The 17,028-nt window shown below is 37.0% G+C and carries 26 protein-coding genes and 1 tRNA gene; 12 read left to right on the top strand and 15 right to left on the bottom strand.

Features of this window, described 5'->3' with window-relative positions; genetic code table 11:
• Window positions 1-2: 2 nt before the first annotated feature.
• The gene (locus tag IGI38_RS16385; RefSeq protein WP_438732538.1) at window positions 3-410 is read right to left on the bottom strand and encodes a pyridoxamine 5'-phosphate oxidase family protein; all 408 of its coding nucleotides are present in this window, start codon (window positions 408-410) and stop codon (window positions 3-5) included.
• Window positions 411-428: 18 nt separating this feature from the next.
• Window positions 429-1,319: a diacylglycerol/lipid kinase family protein gene (locus tag IGI38_RS16380; protein WP_438732536.1), complete on the bottom strand. Its 891-nt coding sequence runs from the start codon at window positions 1,317-1,319 to the stop codon at window positions 429-431.
• Window positions 1,320-1,509: 190 nt separating this feature from the next.
• On the opposite strand from IGI38_RS16380, the gene IGI38_RS16375 reads away from it, so the two are divergent.
• Complete coding sequence (locus tag IGI38_RS16375) at window positions 1,510-1,830, top strand: DUF960 family protein (RefSeq protein ID WP_438732535.1); 321 nt, start codon at window positions 1,510-1,512, stop codon at window positions 1,828-1,830.
• Between the two features lie 25 nt (window positions 1,831-1,855).
• Here IGI38_RS16375 and IGI38_RS16370 read toward each other — a convergent pair whose 3' ends face one another.
• Window positions 1,856-2,293 carry a universal stress protein gene (locus tag IGI38_RS16370; protein WP_438732533.1) on the bottom strand — a complete coding sequence of 146 codons (438 nt, stop codon included), beginning with the start codon at window positions 2,291-2,293 and terminating at the stop codon, window positions 1,856-1,858.
• 229 nt (window positions 2,294-2,522) lie between these two features.
• Here IGI38_RS16370 and IGI38_RS16365 point away from each other — a divergent pair, with 229 nt between their 5' ends.
• The 3 genes from IGI38_RS16365 to IGI38_RS16355 all read left to right on the top strand — a co-directional run bounded on the left by IGI38_RS16365 (window position 2,523) and on the right by IGI38_RS16355 (window position 4,917).
• On the top strand, window positions 2,523-2,894 hold the full coding sequence (locus tag IGI38_RS16365; RefSeq protein WP_438732531.1) for a hypothetical protein: 372 nt from the start codon (window positions 2,523-2,525) through the stop codon (window positions 2,892-2,894).
• A 62-nt stretch (window positions 2,895-2,956) separates the two neighbouring features.
• Window positions 2,957-3,039: transfer RNA gene (locus IGI38_RS16360), tRNA-OTHER, on the top strand.
• Window positions 3,040-3,225: 186 nt separating this feature from the next.
• The gene (locus tag IGI38_RS16355; protein WP_438733393.1) at window positions 3,226-4,917 is read left to right on the top strand and encodes an adhesin; all 1,692 of its coding nucleotides are present in this window, start codon (window positions 3,226-3,228) and stop codon (window positions 4,915-4,917) included.
• Between the two features lie 103 nt (window positions 4,918-5,020).
• Here IGI38_RS16355 and IGI38_RS16350 read toward each other — a convergent pair whose 3' ends face one another.
• A complete protein-coding gene (locus IGI38_RS16350) occupies window positions 5,021-5,263 on the bottom strand; it encodes a YjcQ family protein (protein ID WP_438732529.1) in 243 nt (80 codons plus the stop codon).
• A gap of 773 nt (window positions 5,264-6,036) precedes the next feature.
• On the opposite strand from IGI38_RS16350, the gene IGI38_RS16345 reads away from it, so the two are divergent.
• Together IGI38_RS16345 and IGI38_RS16340 are read left to right on the top strand one after the other, a co-directional pair.
• Window positions 6,037-6,291 (top strand): DUF5960 family protein, encoded by a 255-nt coding sequence (locus tag IGI38_RS16345; protein ID WP_438732527.1) that lies wholly within the window; start codon window positions 6,037-6,039, stop codon window positions 6,289-6,291.
• Window positions 6,278-6,541, top strand: coding sequence for a hypothetical protein (locus tag IGI38_RS16340; protein ID WP_438732525.1), 264 nt, complete (start codon window positions 6,278-6,280; stop codon window positions 6,539-6,541). Before IGI38_RS16345 ends, IGI38_RS16340 begins: the two co-directional genes overlap by 14 nt.
• Window positions 6,542-6,578: 37 nt before the next feature.
• On the opposite strand, the gene IGI38_RS16335 is transcribed toward IGI38_RS16340, so the two are convergent.
• Window positions 6,579-7,004 carry a universal stress protein gene (locus tag IGI38_RS16335; protein ID WP_438732523.1) on the bottom strand — a complete coding sequence of 142 codons (426 nt, stop codon included), beginning with the start codon at window positions 7,002-7,004 and terminating at the stop codon, window positions 6,579-6,581.
• Window positions 7,005-7,440: 436 nt separating this feature from the next.
• On the bottom strand, window positions 7,441-7,701 hold the full coding sequence (locus IGI38_RS16330) for a hypothetical protein (RefSeq protein WP_438732521.1): 261 nt from the start codon (window positions 7,699-7,701) through the stop codon (window positions 7,441-7,443).
• Between the two features lie 125 nt (window positions 7,702-7,826).
• Between IGI38_RS16330 and IGI38_RS16325 the strand changes: the two genes are divergently transcribed.
• The gene (locus IGI38_RS16325; protein WP_438732519.1) at window positions 7,827-8,507 is read left to right on the top strand and encodes a hypothetical protein; all 681 of its coding nucleotides are present in this window, start codon (window positions 7,827-7,829) and stop codon (window positions 8,505-8,507) included.
• A gap of 20 nt (window positions 8,508-8,527) precedes the next feature.
• On the opposite strand, the gene IGI38_RS16320 is transcribed toward IGI38_RS16325, so the two are convergent.
• The 3 genes from IGI38_RS16320 to IGI38_RS16310 all read right to left on the bottom strand — a co-directional run bounded on the left by IGI38_RS16320 (window position 8,528) and on the right by IGI38_RS16310 (window position 10,728).
• The gene (locus tag IGI38_RS16320; protein ID WP_438732517.1) at window positions 8,528-9,286 is read right to left on the bottom strand and encodes a MerR family transcriptional regulator; all 759 of its coding nucleotides are present in this window, start codon (window positions 9,284-9,286) and stop codon (window positions 8,528-8,530) included.
• 134 nt (window positions 9,287-9,420) lie between these two features.
• Window positions 9,421-9,849: a universal stress protein gene (locus IGI38_RS16315; protein WP_438732515.1), complete on the bottom strand. Its 429-nt coding sequence runs from the start codon at window positions 9,847-9,849 to the stop codon at window positions 9,421-9,423.
• A gap of 156 nt (window positions 9,850-10,005) precedes the next feature.
• Complete coding sequence (locus IGI38_RS16310; RefSeq protein WP_438732513.1) at window positions 10,006-10,728, bottom strand: C39 family peptidase; 723 nt, start codon at window positions 10,726-10,728, stop codon at window positions 10,006-10,008.
• 274 nt (window positions 10,729-11,002) lie between these two features.
• Between IGI38_RS16310 and IGI38_RS16305 the strand changes: the two genes are divergently transcribed.
• Entirely contained in the window at window positions 11,003-11,152 is a 150-nt protein-coding gene (locus IGI38_RS16305) for a hypothetical protein (RefSeq protein WP_438732511.1), read from the top strand.
• Between the two features lie 203 nt (window positions 11,153-11,355).
• Here IGI38_RS16305 and IGI38_RS16300 read toward each other — a convergent pair whose 3' ends face one another.
• On the bottom strand, window positions 11,356-11,784 hold the full coding sequence (locus IGI38_RS16300) for a universal stress protein (RefSeq protein ID WP_438732509.1): 429 nt from the start codon (window positions 11,782-11,784) through the stop codon (window positions 11,356-11,358).
• A gap of 27 nt (window positions 11,785-11,811) precedes the next feature.
• Complete coding sequence (locus tag IGI38_RS16295) at window positions 11,812-12,243, bottom strand: universal stress protein (RefSeq protein ID WP_438732508.1); 432 nt, start codon at window positions 12,241-12,243, stop codon at window positions 11,812-11,814.
• A gap of 634 nt (window positions 12,244-12,877) precedes the next feature.
• Here IGI38_RS16295 and IGI38_RS16290 point away from each other — a divergent pair.
• Both IGI38_RS16290 and IGI38_RS16285 read left to right on the top strand, forming a co-directional pair.
• Window positions 12,878-13,093, top strand: coding sequence for a hypothetical protein (locus IGI38_RS16290; protein ID WP_438732506.1), 216 nt, complete (start codon window positions 12,878-12,880; stop codon window positions 13,091-13,093).
• A gap of 89 nt (window positions 13,094-13,182) precedes the next feature.
• Window positions 13,183-13,911 carry a class I SAM-dependent methyltransferase gene (locus IGI38_RS16285; RefSeq protein WP_438732504.1) on the top strand — a complete coding sequence of 243 codons (729 nt, stop codon included), beginning with the start codon at window positions 13,183-13,185 and terminating at the stop codon, window positions 13,909-13,911.
• Window positions 13,912-13,960: 49 nt separating this feature from the next.
• On the opposite strand, the gene IGI38_RS16280 is transcribed toward IGI38_RS16285, so the two are convergent.
• From IGI38_RS16280 to IGI38_RS16265, 4 genes are all read right to left on the bottom strand, one after another.
• Entirely contained in the window at window positions 13,961-14,644 is a 684-nt protein-coding gene (locus tag IGI38_RS16280) for a peptidoglycan amidohydrolase family protein (protein WP_438732502.1), read from the bottom strand.
• Between the two features lie 37 nt (window positions 14,645-14,681).
• On the bottom strand, window positions 14,682-14,954 hold the full coding sequence (locus IGI38_RS16275; protein WP_438732500.1) for a holin: 273 nt from the start codon (window positions 14,952-14,954) through the stop codon (window positions 14,682-14,684).
• On the bottom strand, window positions 14,947-15,162 hold the full coding sequence (locus tag IGI38_RS16270) for a BhlA/UviB family holin-like peptide (RefSeq protein ID WP_438732498.1): 216 nt from the start codon (window positions 15,160-15,162) through the stop codon (window positions 14,947-14,949). Before IGI38_RS16270 ends, IGI38_RS16275 begins: the two co-directional genes overlap by 8 nt.
• A 326-nt stretch (window positions 15,163-15,488) precedes the next feature.
• Window positions 15,489-15,878, bottom strand: coding sequence for a transcriptional regulator (locus IGI38_RS16265; RefSeq protein ID WP_438732496.1), 390 nt, complete (start codon window positions 15,876-15,878; stop codon window positions 15,489-15,491).
• Between the two features lie 213 nt (window positions 15,879-16,091).
• Between IGI38_RS16265 and IGI38_RS16260 the strand changes: the two genes are divergently transcribed.
• Entirely contained in the window at window positions 16,092-16,418 is a 327-nt protein-coding gene (locus IGI38_RS16260; RefSeq protein ID WP_438732494.1) for a helix-turn-helix domain-containing protein, read from the top strand.
• Window positions 16,419-16,422: 4 nt separating this feature from the next.
• The gene (locus IGI38_RS16255; RefSeq protein ID WP_438732492.1) at window positions 16,423-16,893 is read left to right on the top strand and encodes an ImmA/IrrE family metallo-endopeptidase; all 471 of its coding nucleotides are present in this window, start codon (window positions 16,423-16,425) and stop codon (window positions 16,891-16,893) included.
• Window positions 16,894-17,028: the final 135 nt, after the last annotated feature.

Below are 17,028 nucleotides of genomic sequence, written 5' to 3'. Positions count from 1 at the left end.
TTTTAATTTTCGGGAACATCCAAAAATTCACCATGCATGTTTTCATAATGCTTGACACTCAACGTCTCAAAAACAGCAATCATGGGATGCTCATAATTCAGCTCTCTTTGGAATTCATTCAACTGAGCGGCCAATTTCTTGTACTCAACTAACTCTTCCGCGAAAAAATACCCCTTTAAAGCAATGCTTTCATGTTTTTCTTTGTCAAAACAAAATAGACTCCCCGAACGGTTTTGTCGAATATTTTCTGCCGTTCGTCCATCACCATTGATATAAAATTTGAAATAGTAAAAGCCATTTCGCTCAAGCGGCGGTGAAACCGCAATGACATGAGGAAACCCGCGATTATCGATCGTGACCAAAGTAAATGTATCCGCGCTAGCTAACAATGTTTCCATGTTCTTATCCAATCCTAAAACCTCCCTTTTCTAATTCTCTTGTTTTTCAGGTACATAAATCGGCACAAAATCGGCCAAAAATTCCACTGTTAACGGTAAGGCAGGTCCTTTATCACCGTCGATCCGAGAATAAATTGTTTTGTCAGTCAATGGTTTCAATTCCAATTTGTCTGTCTCTAAATAAGTAAGTGCATCGGAATCTTTTAGACGTCCGGTGAAGATAAAGCGAAGCATCTGTAATAATTTTCGAAAGCGCATATTATGCAGAATACTAACGTGAAGTTTGTCATAATCTGAATCTACATACTCCACCCCACCGATAGAGTGAGTTGTCGTAGCTAACGAAAACCAGACCTTCAGCTTCTCATGGAAATTGTCAGCTTTGATTTCTACTGGATAAGACGTATCTTTTCCAATTTGTTTGACAGCTTTCATCGGATAAACAATCAAGCCGAATTTTTGCTTTTCACTCTGCCGAACTTCATTGGAAATGTCCGCAAATGAGCCAAATGTAAAGGAGCTGATAATCGCTTTCTGCCGATCTTGACAAGCAGCGATGCCCACTTTGCGCTGATTACCAGCGATAATCACATCCATTGCTTCTTCCTCATCCATCGGTAAATGCCAGCGTTTCGCAAAATTATTGATCGTCCCGCCAGGAATGATTCCTAACGGCAATGCTTTTCCTGCTTGAACAAATGCCGTACCAACAATATTTAATGAGCCATCTCCGCCGATTGCTACGATCCCATCAAATTCATCAACAGCTTCCTTTACTGTCTTTATTGCTTTTTCTGGATCTGGCGCTGTTAAATAGTCAGCTGAATGACCAGCTTGTTCAAATTTTTCTCTCATTCTTTTTGCTAATTTTTCCGCGTCTCCATCCCCAGCATTAGGATTGAAAAATATTCCGTAACGCATCTTTTCCACCTTCATTCAAATCCATTCAAAATTAATTTCAAGTACTAATTATTCCAATCTTTTCTACTCCACTTTATCATTTTTAACCTAAAAAAACTGTTTACACGAACTAAATTTTTAGAAATTGATTGCTTTTACTTTTTTTCTTAAAAAAACCTGCTATGATAAAGCAAAGAGAGGGTTGAGAAAAATGTTTGAACCAACAAAACCGCGACGAAGTGATGTCTCTTTTGACGTCATCCCTGAACACATGCAGCAGGAAATCTGGCATATGATTTTCATGCGTCCATTAAAAGGGCTACCGCTAACTTCACCACAACGATTTCACTTTTTTAAAAATAAAATTGCTCGTACATTGAGTGTTGTATATTCTCAAAGTGATCCCTATTTTTCTGATGGCATCACCGCACCTTACGTGGATGCTTATGAAGAAATCGATTTTCCAAAAGCGATGTATGTCTATGATGATGGCCAAGAACTAATTATGACTCTAGATGAAAAAATCGTCTGACTTTTTGTCAGACGATTTTTTTGGTTTATTTTACGACCATAACATTGCATGGGGCTTGATTCACTACATAAGCAGTTGTTGAACCAACGAGTAGCAACGACAAGGCGCCTAAACCTGTCGCCCCCATCACGATCAAATCTGTTTCCAACTTCTCAGCTAATTCAACGATTTCTCTTTTTGGATTACCTGCGATGATTTGAGAGGTCAAATGGACTTCTTGTTCCTCTGTTACGCGATGATGTTCCAATTCAGTGATAATATTTTGAGCTTTTTCATGGACTTCCTGCATCAATGGAATCGAATTTCCTCCAGTGGTTCCGGTAAAACTAGCCGTATCAATCACTGTCGCCAAGGTTAATTTGCCCTTATTTCTCTTCGCGATGTTGATCGCCTCGTCAAACGCTTTTTTGGATTGCTTTGAACCATCCACAGCAACTAAAATATTTTTATATTCATCAACCATTTTTACCGCCCCTTTCAGTCCTAGTTTATCATTTTGCCAATGTTTCGAAAAACAAAACTATCCATTTCTCCTCGTTTTTTTAATTTTTAAAATGATTAAATCTGCTTTAAAGACGAGTAGATAAATTGTTCTTTTCTTTTCAAGATGCTAAACTTTCATCACCTGAATGATACGTAGTTCAAACGATTTTTCTTTAAGAAAACAGACACAAACATAAGGAGACTCAAAGATGAACAAAATTCAACGAAGAAAAGCCCATCTCATTATTCACAGCGCATCTACTGCTGCTGCTGGCGTTGGTGCTGGGATGGCGCAATTGCCTTTTCCCGATGCTACTGTCTTATTACCGATCCAAACTGCAATGGTGATCGCTTTGGGTAAGGTTTTTCATATTAAATTAGAAGCAGGCGCTGCAAAAGCCTTAGCAACTCAATTTTTAGCTCAAAAAGCTGGTCAAATGACTGCTCGCTTCTTAGCTGGAAAGCTCCCCGTAGCCGGTAATATTGTCAATGGTTCCACCGCTGCTGCTATTACTGAAAGCTATGGCTGGATGATTGCTAGAGAATTCTCTGAAGAACAGCAGAAAAAAATCAAAGTATAATATTTTTTTAATTACTCATGAACAACTTTCAAATTTATTTTGACTTCGCTATACTTGTAGGCGTGGATGAACTTGGTGTTTTACTCGTTCAATGATGTAGTCCGCATTTAAGATAGAGGTGCAGGTTCGATTCCTGTCATCCACATAAATAATAAGACTTTTTTTAAGGAAACAGGAGTAAGGAAGCTGAGAAGCTTCCTTTTTTTGGCTTTTAGAAAAAATATTCGTCTTTTTAGGCTGATTTAAGGTTTATCCTCTACGCTATATCTAGAAGGCATCAAAAAAGAGGAGGATTCTATTGAAAATCAAACGGGTAACAACGATTATTCTTATGAGCACTTTATTACTAGGCACTACTACTTTTCCAATTGCAGGATTGGCTACTGATCAAGGCGGTGTGCCATCGGCTCCGCCAGATGGCGGCGGAATGGGCGGTGCCGATACAATGACCTATGACTATAGCGGCGAGTTAAAAGGAAGCTTAGTTGCTGACAATCAAGAAGCCAGCTCCGCTTCTGAAAGTCATACTTCAACAGGAAGCGATGAAAATACAGCATTAGCAAAAAATGCGGGTAAACTGAATCTAACAAAGAGTACGTTAGAAAAATCTGGTGACAGTGCCAATGACGATAATAGTAATTTTTATGGCTTAAATTCTGTTTTATTAGCAGTCAACGAAAACTCTTTCGCCTACCTTTCAAACAGTAAATTGACTGCTACAGGTAAAGGTAGCAATGGATTGTTTGCAACGGATAACGGAACAATTTATGCTAATGATAATACAATCACGACTGAGGCTGACAATTCCCGCGGGATGGATGCAACATACGGCGGAACAATTATTGCGAATAAAACGACGATTAGCACAAAAGGCGATCATAGCGCTGCTTTAGCTACGGATCGCGGCGGCGGAAATGTTTCCGTAACAGACAGTCAATTTACAACACAGGGTTCAGGCTCTCCTCTGCTCTATTCCACCGGTGATATCGAGGTGAATGATGTTGAAGGAACCTCTACTGGCAGTCAAATTGCCGGCATGGAAGGCTTTAATTCGATTCAAATTTACAATTCTAAATTAACCATCAAGTTAACAGGAACAACTGGCAGTGACCCTATCGCAAACGGCGTGATTATTTATCAGTCTACTTCAGGCGATGCAGAGGCTTCTACTGGTGAAACAGCAACCTTCGAAGCTGTCAATTCGACTTTAAAAAGTGCGACCGAAGGAACCATGTTTTATATAACGAACACGGAAGCGAATGTAATTTTACAGGATACCAAATTAGACTTTGATAACGACAAAGCCGCTTTATTAACGATTCAAGGAAATAACTCCAATAATTGGGGGACTGCTGGCAGTAATGGCGGAACTGTCAATTTCACTGGGATCAAGCAGAAGTTAGCTGGAAAAATCAGTGTCGACTCAATCAGCAGCCTTAACTTATCCTTGACTGAAGGAACGACCTTCAGCGGTAATACAGAAATCACTACAAACGATGTAAATACAGCTGCTAGTAATGCACCGATCACGGTCAATGTCGATAATACTTCTAAGTGGACTGTCACTGATGATTCACAAGTGACAAATCTAAATTTGGAATCTGGTGGGAAGATTGTAGATGAGGATGGAAAAACTGTCACTATTAAAGCTGGTGGAGAAACAGTTGTAGAAGGAGATGGCTCAACTACTCTTACCGTTACAGGAACATATTCAACTGAAATGGCTTTAGACGAAAACAATAAACTGAGTGATCCTTCGATCGATCGAACAACTTTTGATCAGCATTTCCAATTATCAACGGCTTTTACCAACAAGTCCGCTGCGACAGAAAATACGAAAACTAGCAGTAATACTGATGAAGCCTCTGCTGAAATTAAATCTAGTACTGATACGAATAATCAGCTCGCTTCTTCTAAAAAAAATAGCAATTACAGTCTATGGTTTGTTTTAAGCGGTGCAATTGTCGTTGCAGGTGCTTTTATTATCAATCATTTTAGAAAAAGAACAAAACGGAGACACTAAACAGATTTTTTTAATACTACCCGCACGCTTACAGGAATTTGCAAGCGTGTTTTTTGCATCTAATTAAAAAGGACCACTCTTGATGAGTGATCCGAACAAACTTCTAGAATGCATTGTCGCTTAATAGAGTCTCCCCTTTTTCAGACAAGAAAAAGAACTTAAACTGATTTTTAATAGACCCATTGCTATCAAATATATTTCCTTGAATAAAACCATTTTTCTTTAGAACAGCTAAACTGTTTTCAAATTCACCTTTAGATGTTTTAAAAAAATGATGGGTCAGGTTACTAAAATTTTTATTTGCGATTTCATTCAGAATATAGTATTCCAATTCCTTTAGTTTCATGGTACGCCCCCTTTCTGGAGGATCATAATACCACTATTATTTTGAATTTGATATTTATTTCACAAATTTTTTCTTTTACAAAAAAATTCTTATTGAATTAACAGTTTAAACCTAGACTTTTTGTCAGTGTATCACCATTGATTTATAAACAAATCGTAACATTTCTTTATTATTTACTTAAAACAATCCATCATATTTCAATTATAAGCGTTATTCCCACTAACAATAACGGCTTTATATCGCTGATTTTGAGATGTATAATCGATATTACCTTATCTTTATACCACGTATTTATTTTCACACCTATCCTTTACTTCTTTCCTATAATGGGGTAGCATTCCTGTTGGTAACAGATTTTCTGTTAGAAACACTGGAAAAAAGGATTTTTTATTATGAAGAAATTTTATGCTTGGCTTTACCGCCAACCTAGACACATTATTTATCGACTAATTTTTATTTTCTGCCTTCTTTTTTGGCTCATTATTTATTTTATTTTGAAGTGATTGTTTTAAAGGAACGGTGTAGCGTAAAACTACACCGTTTCTTTTCGTCTAAAACATCTGACACTTCGAGATATTTTCAATGATTTTGTTCTATATTCCTATATATCGCAAACACTATTGTCTGAATTCACTCTCATTGACCAGCTTTATAGCGAGACTATTTTTTATATAGATCGTTCTTCTCTTTTTGCGTATTTTATTTAGAAAGTTTTCAACTTACTACTTTACTTTACGAACAAATGTTCGTATAATGAATTTGAGGTGATGACCATGTCTATGATTAGTCCAGATTCAATTGAACTGTTTTATCGAACTTATGACTCCTTAGTGAAGGAGCCATTGCCATTAGCATTGTATTTAAACCAAATTACCGCAAAGATGGATGCTGAAAATCGTGATTATTTCGTTATCCCTGCCAAAAAGACCGGTCGCAAGAAGGATATTTATTTTCAATTTGAACGTAAAGACAATGAACTCGTTTTTAAAGGTATCCATACAAGGAGGACTGGCGATGGAAACTCTTAAAGGAACCGTTACAAAACTAAAAATCATTCAGTTTTCGCAACAACCGCTCGTCTATTTTCAATTGGCAAATACCAATTGCTTGATATCTGCGCATTCACTGAATTTTCTAGCAGATGTTGAGAACGGTATGAAGATTGTTATTCTCGGCAAACGAAATACTCGAGGGCAGTTAGTTATCGCTAAATATGCTGTATTAGGCAAAACCAAACTTATGAATGACATTCAGCAAACCTATCAAACTGCAAGCTAAAAGCCAGCACAAAAAATGTGCTGGCTTGCTTTTTAGTCTAACGTACAACCATCACGTTACAAGGAGCATTATTTACGACATAGGCAGTCGTTGATCCCAATAGCAAACGTGAAAATGTTCCAGTTCCTGTAGCGCCCATTAAAATCAAATCTATCTTTTCCAATTCGGCGTATTCAACAATTTTAGTTTTCGGATTTCCATCATCAGTGATTGTCGAGTAAAAAATATCGTCAGGAATTGATTCCTCCAATGATTCCACAACAGCACTTGCTGCTTTATGAGCTTCCTTGACAATATGATCCACTGCATAAGGTTCGGTCCCTAAATGATTGGTGTCTGATACGATCAAAATATACAAATGTGCGTCATTTCTTCGTGTGACTTCAATAGCTTCTTGAAATGCTCGTCGTGCCTGCTCCGATGAATCTACTGCGACTAATATTCTCTTGTAAGACTCTTTCATAGTAAGACCCCCTTTCTTCTATTTAATTGTAAAGCATCCTCCACATTAATATCAAGCGCTTTCATTCGACTCTCTATATCTCCACAAAAAAAGCACCTTGATCACCAAGGTGCTTAAAGGGGATGCTAGTCAAATAAAACTAGCTAAGAAAGATTGAGAGAGGTCTTCCTCATATTCATATTTTAACAGATTTTTAATCCATTTTGGTGATTTTACGAATTGTTTTTTTAACATTTTTAAATTTATTCTGAATGTTACTAAATATTTTCCACTTGAAAAAATGTCTGTTTTTAAAAATTACCGAGTTCTTAAATTACTAAAATTGTTATTTTTAGGTATAATACTCATTTCTCCCGAAAAAATCCTTGCAGTTTTAATACTACAAGGAAGTCATCATTTTACTTTGATACATTTTTCACAAAAACAGTTAAAAAAATTAGATTCTTACATATTCTAATTCAAATCCAGTGGCATCATTCTTCATAGCAACTTGATATGCCGTAGCTAATGTTTCCATCGTCGCAGGATCTAACGCTAATTTCATAAACGTCGGCAGATCCATTTTTTCTACATCTGCTTTTCGCTCTGTCGCTATCGGCTGCATCATTTTAGCAAAACCGCCTGTGATTGAAATATTTTGTTTCTCACAACGGATAGCATCTCTTAACTCCATTGGGTTCGCAACTACCTTTTTCATCCCCATCACCTCTTCTTTTTTTTGATCATAGCATAGCGGGCATCATAAATCAATAATTTTGTGAAATAAAACACAAGTATTTTTAGTATTCTTTCTGTTATACTTTAAAAAAAGGAGCAGAATTTATGGATAGATATGTACAAAGAAAAAAACGAGGATGGATCGAAGATAGCGACCTAATCGCGTATAGAGATACCACTATCAATGAGTTATTGAGCCTCCTCGTTAATGAGAATGCTGGTAAACGCTCTATCGCCGCAAAACTTTTGCCTCTTAATTGTGAAGTAACAGACATTCTTCTGAACTCTTTGGAAAAGGAACCTGCACTTTATACTCGATTGGCGATTACCGATAAGCTGGAAAACGGGAATCCAACAACTGCTCTGAAAATGATTGATTATCTCGCTGTGATCGGTAAAAATCAGCATCAATTTCCTGTTTCCCCTTCCAAAAAGAAAGGCTTTCCTCTGCCGCGAGATTTAATTGCTCGTTCATTAGGGCGAATGGATTCTGAGATTTTTCCTACTTTGCTTGATTCTGCTGAAAAACTACCGATTTCAAAACTCAGTGAATTGATTGATGCGATCGGCTACATGGTTTTTTATGATCCAGCATTAGCCACATTGGAGAATTATCAACGACTTTTACAAATAAAGAAGGCACACGCTACAGAAATTTTGATTCAATGGAAATTTTTGATCTGTTTTTCTGCCTTTCCTCAAAGTAAAGAGCTGTTATTAAAAGAAGAGCAATTTGTAGAAGAATCCCAGCGTTCTTTGAGAATAATTGCAACAAAAAAAGACTGAGAAAAAACTCAATCCTTTTTTCATTTTGTATAATATTGAATGATTTGATACAACGCTTCTGTAGCTCCGATGCCGCATTTCTCATTGTAGTACTGGGTAAAGCGCTCATCAGCTAAATACATTTCGCTTAACCCTCGATGCGCCTCTTTAGTATATTTTTTCCAGCTGAATTGCAGCCACAACCTGTGTAGATCGAATATCTCCTCCGCTAACGGCCTAGAAATGTCTCCATCCTTCATATATTGAGTCAGTTTTCCGAATAAGGTCGTTTCAACTTCTTCCATTTTTTGATAATCAAACTCGCTCATTTCGATCCATTTTTGATTAGAATCTTCGACAGCTTCTTTGCCATATTTTTCACGGATTTCTTCACCATATTTTTCTTCGTTTTCAAGCAATGATTTCTGTTTGAAAGCTTCAAATTTTTCTCTATTAGTCATCTCTATTTCTCCTTTATAATAAAGTAATGTATCGTCAAGAATTTTCAGTAAACGATCCAACTCCTTCTGTTTTCTTACCACTTCAACTCTTTGATCCATCAGCGTTTGTTGAATTTTTTCCGCCGGTCGATCGATTAATTCTCTAATGGTTTTTAAGGGAACCCCTACCGAGCGGTATAGTAGGATTTGCTGCAGTCGATCAATCTCTTTTTCAGTGTACATCCGATAACCCGATTCACTTAAAAAGGCTGGTTTCAATAACGCGCGTTCATCATAAAATCGCAGAGTCCGAGTGCTGACCCCTGAAAGTTCTGCCACTTGCTTGATTGTATAAACCATTTTTATCCCTTCTATCTTTTACATCTTATATGTCTATTTTCAGGATCTCACTCTGATAAAAAACATCTTACACCTTTACGTAACGTGAAGGTCAAGGAAAAACCAGCAGTTCTCTGCTGGCGAATTCTCTACTTCTATTTAACAACCATTACATTACATGGTGCATTGTTAACAACATAATCAGTAGTAGATCCCACTAGCATACGTTCAACTGCACCTTTTCCTGTCGCTCCCATGTAAATCAGATCAATTTTGTATGTTGCTGGCAAGTCAAAACAAAGGGCCTTTTTAGGACTGCCTACACAAGTCACCAACTGTTTATTATAGTAGTTAATGCTTGCAACCTCTTCTTCTAATAATTTGATCGCTGCCTGCTTTTCTTCCTCGATGATCTGGGACACAGGTGTTGCACTATTAATTAAAAGCCCACTGCTGTTGATGACTTGTGCGATGTATAAACGTGCATTGTTCCTTTGTGCGGCTTCAACTGCTTCCATTAAAGCCTGATGTGCCTGCGGAGAGCCATCTACTGCTGCCAAAATATTATAATAGCGTTCTTTCATTGAGCCGTCCCCCTTTTATCTTAGTATAGCAAGTAAAAGGGCCTTTGTAAGCCCTTCCTTAATTCAAAAACTTGTTGCAATACGCTTTATAGTGGGTGATACTTTTTTCCAAGACAGAAAAAAACACCTCGGAGAAAACCGAAGCGGCAAAAGAGCTTAATTTTTTTCTAGATATAAAGACTGCTGATCTGATTCGTGATAAATCTCTTTTAGATCTGACCAATCAATTTCTCGATTTTTGTAACCATAGGGATCATTCACATAAACAACCTTTTTCTCGCGATCAAAGCCCGTAATGACAGCAGAATGAATCAACGGCGTAACATACATACTGCCTTGATCCGTTTCCCACAGCAGCCAGTCAGAATCTTTCGGAACTTGAAAGTCAACTGTCGCAATGATCCAAACGGGTTTTCCACTAGCAACGATGTTCATTATTTTATTAAACGATGTTTTTTCGTTCGCAATGACACGATAATCATCACCAACATATTCATTTGCTAGCTTTGCGATCGGTTCAACAGCAACGCCCATCGCTTCATCCCCGCCAGTAATATCTCCAACAAAACCTAAATGGGGATTTCCATGATTTCCAGATTCTGTATACAAAGGTTGATAGTCTAATTCGTCAGCCAGTTCATTCTTATTCGTATCATAACCGTAATACTGTAATAACATCGAAAGTGCAGTCACTTCACAACCATTTTCCAACGCATCGCCATCGAATTGACTCTCTAATGGAACATCCATTACGATTTTATCTTTTTGCTGCGGCTGTTCAATTAATTCCGTGATTTCATCTTTTCCTTTTGCAAAATAGAAACCACCGCTGGCTAACGCAAAAATAATCAGCAAGAAAATAATTCTTTTTTTCTTCATTTCATCACCTAACATTAATAGTCCATCGGAAATTATACGGTCTATTGATAAATACAACAAAGAAAAACCCTCGAAACATTGGAATTTTATGCTATTTTAACGTTTTCCATATCTTTAAAGAACAATGGTTAAGGTTTAGATAAGTTCTTAGATTCCCAGAGAAATTTACACACTTTTTGTTAGTAATAGTGTGTTTTTTATGCTAGAATAGTGATTGGAATTTCGTTATCATCGTGATAGTTGCCTTTCGTCACTATAAGAAAGGAGAATAATTATGACATTCGATAACACAAAGATGCAATACCGTGTCACATTGAATACTGATTTAAATCTTTTTATCGTCTTCGACAAAAATGATAAAAATCATGTAGCAACTGGCGTAACGATTGAAAAAGCGGTACAAGAATTGCAAAAAACGAAATAGGGATCATTAGAAGTAATATCCTTAAAACGAAAATGGGAGTGACTCCTCAATGAAAGACGCAATATTGCGTTAAAAGCACCTGCTGTGAATCCACGGTAGGTGCCTTTTTTTGTCTTTCGCAGTGCTTTAGTAAAACCGATAAAACTTGAATTTTGCAGAAAAAAAGAGTTTGACGATTAAATTCCTCGTCAAACTCTCGCTTTTTATCGCACAACCATCACATTACAAGGCGCGTGATTAACAATATAACCACTCGTGGAGCCTACCAATAAACGTTGGAAACGTCCCTTTCCAGTTGCCCCGACATAAATCAAATCAATATCGTATTGTTTAGGTAATTCTTCCGTTAAAGCTTTTTTCGGATTCCCAATAAATTGAATGAGTTCCATATTCTGGTAACGCCCACGTTCAGCCAGTTTTTCTAAATATTGTTTCGCTCGCTGCGACTCTTCAGCTAAGATATCGTCCATTGGTTGGGCACTGCTCATCAAAATACTGGAATCATCGATCACCTGTACGACATATAATTTCGCTTCATTTCGTCTAGCCGCTCCAATCGCTTCGAAAAACGCGCCTTCTGACTGATCGGATCCGTCTACAGCAACCATGATATTCTTATATCTACTGATCATAATATCCCCATCCTATTCCTATTTTAATTAGCGAATGACCGTTACACTGCATGGCGCATGATTGACAACAAAAGCCGCAGTAGATCCGATTCGTGATAAACTGATCTCCCCTTTTCCTGTAGCACCTAGGTAGATCATATCGATATCATTGTCTTTAGCAAACTCAACGATTTTTTCTTTTGGACTACCTAAATCAACAAAAGGCTCAATATTTTCTAATTCTTTTCGAGACGCATCATGAACTTTTTTCAACATTTCTTTTTCAACTTGCTCTTTTTCTGCCGCATAAATTTTGCTGAAAGAAAAAGCACTGGTGGAGAGTTCACTGTCGTTAATGATTGAAATAACATTCAGTTTGGCATCATGGCGCTTGGCTGCTTCAACGGCTTCTTCAAAAGCATGCTCTGAATGCTCAGACCCATCAATTGCTACTAAAATATTTTTGTATTTACGAATCATTGTAACCGCCTCCTTAATTAAATTATAAAGGAAAATAAGTGATCTGTGAAACGATATCAACTTTTCATTTAATTGTTAAACCGAGCAAATCGTAAATTTTTTTCGAGTAATTTACTGCATACAGGATTTATTAGCCAAATATATAAATGATCTACTAAAGAAATAGTCCACTGTTCACGTTTTAAAATTTTTCTGGCTTTTCCTGAGCATTTTTCTTGTATCTCTTTTGTCAATCCGTTAAGGTTACAGTAGTTCATTTGTTTATCCGAGTTCCTTCCCAGGACTCCAGCCGTCGTTGCCCTGCGACGGCTTTTTTTGAGCAAAAAATTTGCAAAGAAAGCCTTTTCCATTTATAGTAAAAGGCGGGTATTACCCATCCTTTATAGAATTTGTTTTTCACTTGCAGACCGTTGCCTTTTGGCTCGGTCTTTTTTGTTCGTCCAACTTTTCGCAGACGATTGAAATTGACTGATGGCTGATAGTTTTTACAAAGGAATAATCCGTGTACTACAAATAAATAGCTTTCGTTGTTTTTAGAAAACTGGCTTCCTCAAAACAAAAAAGTACCTCTTTCTCCCTCTTTTGTGTGTTAAACTAGACATGTTTACACAGTAGTGCAATTGGAGGGACAGACATGTACAAAGCCAGCTTAAAAAATATCCTCACCCGAAAGGAAGAACGTACGATTGACCTTTCTTTGATTCCACAAGTGGGTGATACCCTACAATTGAGCCAGCCAGATAAGTTTTTACTGGTACACGGGATTACTCATATTATTGAAAACGAGTCCATTGAATTTGAAATTTTTGTCGAACCGATCGACCGTACGTATTGGATGAACGAAATTTAACGAAAGCGAGGATTTTTAAAATGATCGCTCACAAAAGAGATACGCTCCATGTAGTTTAATAAATACACAAATTACATGGAGGAATAATAATGACTACTATTTACGATAACGAAAACTTTTTTGAAAAATATAATCAGATGAATCGCAGCCAACAAGGCTTAGAAGGTGCCGGGGAATGGCAAACTTTAGAAAGACTTTTGCCAGATTTCAGGGGGAAACGGGTGCTCGATCTAGGCTGCGGGTATGGTTGGCACTGTCTTTATGCAGCTGAACACGGTGCAAGATCAGTCCTAGGTGTAGATCTATCTGAAAAAATGCTTGAGGTTGCTCGTCAAAAAAATACCTTTGATACCATTACTTATCTGCGTGATAGTATTGATGAGGTGAACTTTGATCCGGATAGTTTTGACATCGTGATCAGTTCCTTAGCGATTCATTATATTGCAGACTTTGAAAAATTAGCAAAAAATATCGCTGAATGGTTAATTACCGGTGGCCAACTAATCTTCTCAGTGGAGCATCCAATTTTTACTGCGGAAGGCTCGCAGGATTGGTTCTATGACGAACAAGGAAAAATCGCTCACTTCCCTGTCGACCAATATTTTTATGAAGGAAAACGCACTGCCCACTTTCTCGGCAGCGATGTCACAAAATATCATCGCACGTTGACTACTTATCTAGATGATCTGTTAATAAATGGCTTTCAGATCAAACGGATCGTCGAACCAATGCCACCAGAGAATATGATTGACCTTCCAGGTATGAAGGATGAAATGCGTCGTCCGATGATGCTGATAGTGAAGGCGGAGAAAAGTTAATTTAATGAAAAAAACCCAGATGAATTAATTTCGCCTGGGGTTTTCGTTGTTATTTATTTGCATAATACTTAAATTCTACAAGATCCGTTGTAGCCTCTAAGGCCAAAACTCGAAAAGCATCATTGTAAAATCGTTCTTCTTTTGTATCATCTCCGTATAGTCGTACTAATACACGACATTCGTTTAGCAGTGTATTATCTTTAATATACATTCTTTTATTTCCATTTAATAAATATGCATCATAAGTAGATGAACTAATTTTTTGTTGCTTCCAATAAATATACATTTTTTTCTCTCCTTCGTTTTCTGTATTTTCTTCTGTTTCGCTGCTTGTAGTTTTTAATCGATAGTATTCAATAGGTTCATAACCCATATAGCCTCCATCTGCCGGAGTCGCATAAATACCATTTCTTCCATACGAACAATGAATAATTGTTTTGTTATCTATAAAAATCCCAGTATGCCCATCATTTGCCCAATATTTCGATAAAAATATATCGCCTATTTTACACTCTGAACGAGAAATTTTTGTAGCAATTGATGGTAGTGTTACATCGTGTAACGAGCCAGTCCATCCCATACTACCTGATGGAATGAATCCGCCAGCAATCAATGCTGAATAAACGGCGGAACTACAATCATAACTATTTGGCCCTAATCGATTACTTTGACTGTACGTCACTTTTCCTTCTCGGTCCTTCATCCATTGGACCATCTTATTAATGTCACCCATTCATACTTCAACTCCTCTCTTACGTCATTTAATTTATTTAGATTTCACTTCTCAACCGATATTTATTAGTGGCATCATACAATCCACATGCCATACCGCCAGCAACAAGTCCGCCCAATGCTAACTCTCCTAATGATTGATTAAAGAAAAAACTCATTGCTATTCCAAAAATTGCTCCTAATAGTAATGATACGATAGGCAAGAATCTTGTATCCACTAATCGAGTTTGTTTGATCCCTTCTATGATAATCATCATGATTGGGGAAAAACTTACTCCAGTTGCCAAAATATGCGTCAAAACCTCATCCATGTTCTCCTATCCTTTCATTTATATGATTGACCGCTGTCTCAATTCTCTCTATTTTCTTGAGTGACTCTGTCAAATCATCGATTGTATTTAAATAGCGTTCTTCTCGCGCATTGTTCTGCTTCATCACCCACACTAATAGAAATACAAAAAGCACTGGAAATCCGATGCTTTCAGGATTATTGAGAAACGTTGAAATAAAGTTATCCATGCTTCACCAGCTTTCCTGAATCTATTCATTTTTTTTACTGGTCTTCTAGGTAATTCAGAAGAACAATTTGATTCAATTAGTGATTTCGTAATTTTCCTTTCACGCTGAAAAACAAACCATTAACCATCTGAAAAATAGAAAAAACCGTTTTTAAAACTTCTTCCAAACTATTAAAGTTCTTGTTTCCTCCCTCCAAAACATACTTCTATGTTTTCCCGCCCAAATTCAAAATAAACGCTCGTTTGTTCATGCATTTCATTCCTTTCTGTTTGATCTATCTACACTATATACGAACGTATGTTTGTTTTGTTGCCAAAAAAAAGACATCAAATACCTAGATGTTCTGCCAATTCTTCAAAAAAAGCATCACGTAGACGAATCACTTGGCGTTTACTCAAAAAAACTTGATCAGCAGCTAAGTCAAGGTTGACCTTTTGTTTATTCGTCATGTAAAGTAATTCGATGATCTCTCTTGTTTCGAAAGTCGCGTTGTCCAAGCACATTGAAATAATTTTTTGATTTCGTTCCAAATTGATTAATTGCCGATCCAAAGAAATAGAAATCAATAACTTTTTATTTTTGGTATCTGTAGGCATATGTTGCTGAGTTGATTTATTATGAAGCAGTAATTTTTCTTTTCTTTCTAAGTAGTAATCTTCCATTTTAGGGTAGTCTTGTAAAATTCCTTTCAAATAGTCCTTCTTCCATTTTTCCACAGGCTCTCCTCCTTTAAGTAGCTCTTGTTTGAAACAAAAAATTCCGTATTATTTTTAATACTAAATTCCTTTAATAACTCTTCATAATCTTTTTTATAAATCAATGGTAATACATTTCGCGTACTCTGTAAATCGTTTTGTCCACAAAACGGCTGATTTTTATCGAAAAAGTTAGACGATTTGTGTTACTATAGGAAAGAAGGGAGTGTTATTATGTTTGCACAACAACTAAAAGAGTTAAGAAAAAGAACTCCACACCTGACACAATTAGACATGGCCAGAAAACTCGGGATCGCTAAAACTACTTACGCCTCCTATGAGCAAGGGAAACGAACACCAGATATAGAAACACAAAATAGCATTGCTGATTTCTTCAATGTCACTTTGGATTATTTACATGGTCGAGAGTCAAAAAAATCTTTTTCCACCAAACAAATGACTGTGGCAGCACATATCGATGAAGAAGTGACCGAGGAACAAATGGAAGACATTCTAAACTATATTGATTTTATTAAACAGAAACACGCAAAAAAGGATTGATTGAATGGATAAAGCAGAGAAATTAATGGCTCATTTTCAAGGAATCAATTATATTTTTGATCCTTCTATGCCAGATGGACAAAAAGGATTGTATATCAATAACCATGTATACTTGAATCCTCGTCAAACTTCTGAAGAATTGACGGATACAGTTGCCGAGGAAATCGCCCATTACTTAACAAGCTCAGGAGATATCACGCTGCAAGACACCAACGAACAGCGTAAGCAAGAACAGAAAGCCCGCGACGTCGGTGCTACTTTGATAGTTACCCCGCAAGATATTATCGACTGTCATAAAGAACGCTTTTCTACCGTTTGGGAATGCGCTGATTTTTTAGGAATCAACAAAGAGTCTTTGGAGCATGCTGTTAAGGTTTACGCTCGTATGTATGAGGAAGGACTTTCTTACAAAAATTATCGTATTCTTTTTCGAGCAAATGGAACCATCGGTGTTTTTGAATTTTTCGATGAATAAAAACGACCCTAGCGAACAAGTAAAGCGGACCCCAAGTCAAGGACAATCAATAAAAAACCGTATAAAAGTGTTGAAAATCTTTCTATGATGAGGTCATAGGAGGAGCGATTAAGCAAACCCGCACTCAAATACTAA

This window comes from Enterococcus sp. AZ128, assembly GCF_051714485.1.
Lineage (GTDB): Bacteria > Bacillota > Bacilli > Lactobacillales > Enterococcaceae > Enterococcus_A.
This window is presented reverse-complemented; position numbering and strand designations above follow the sequence as displayed.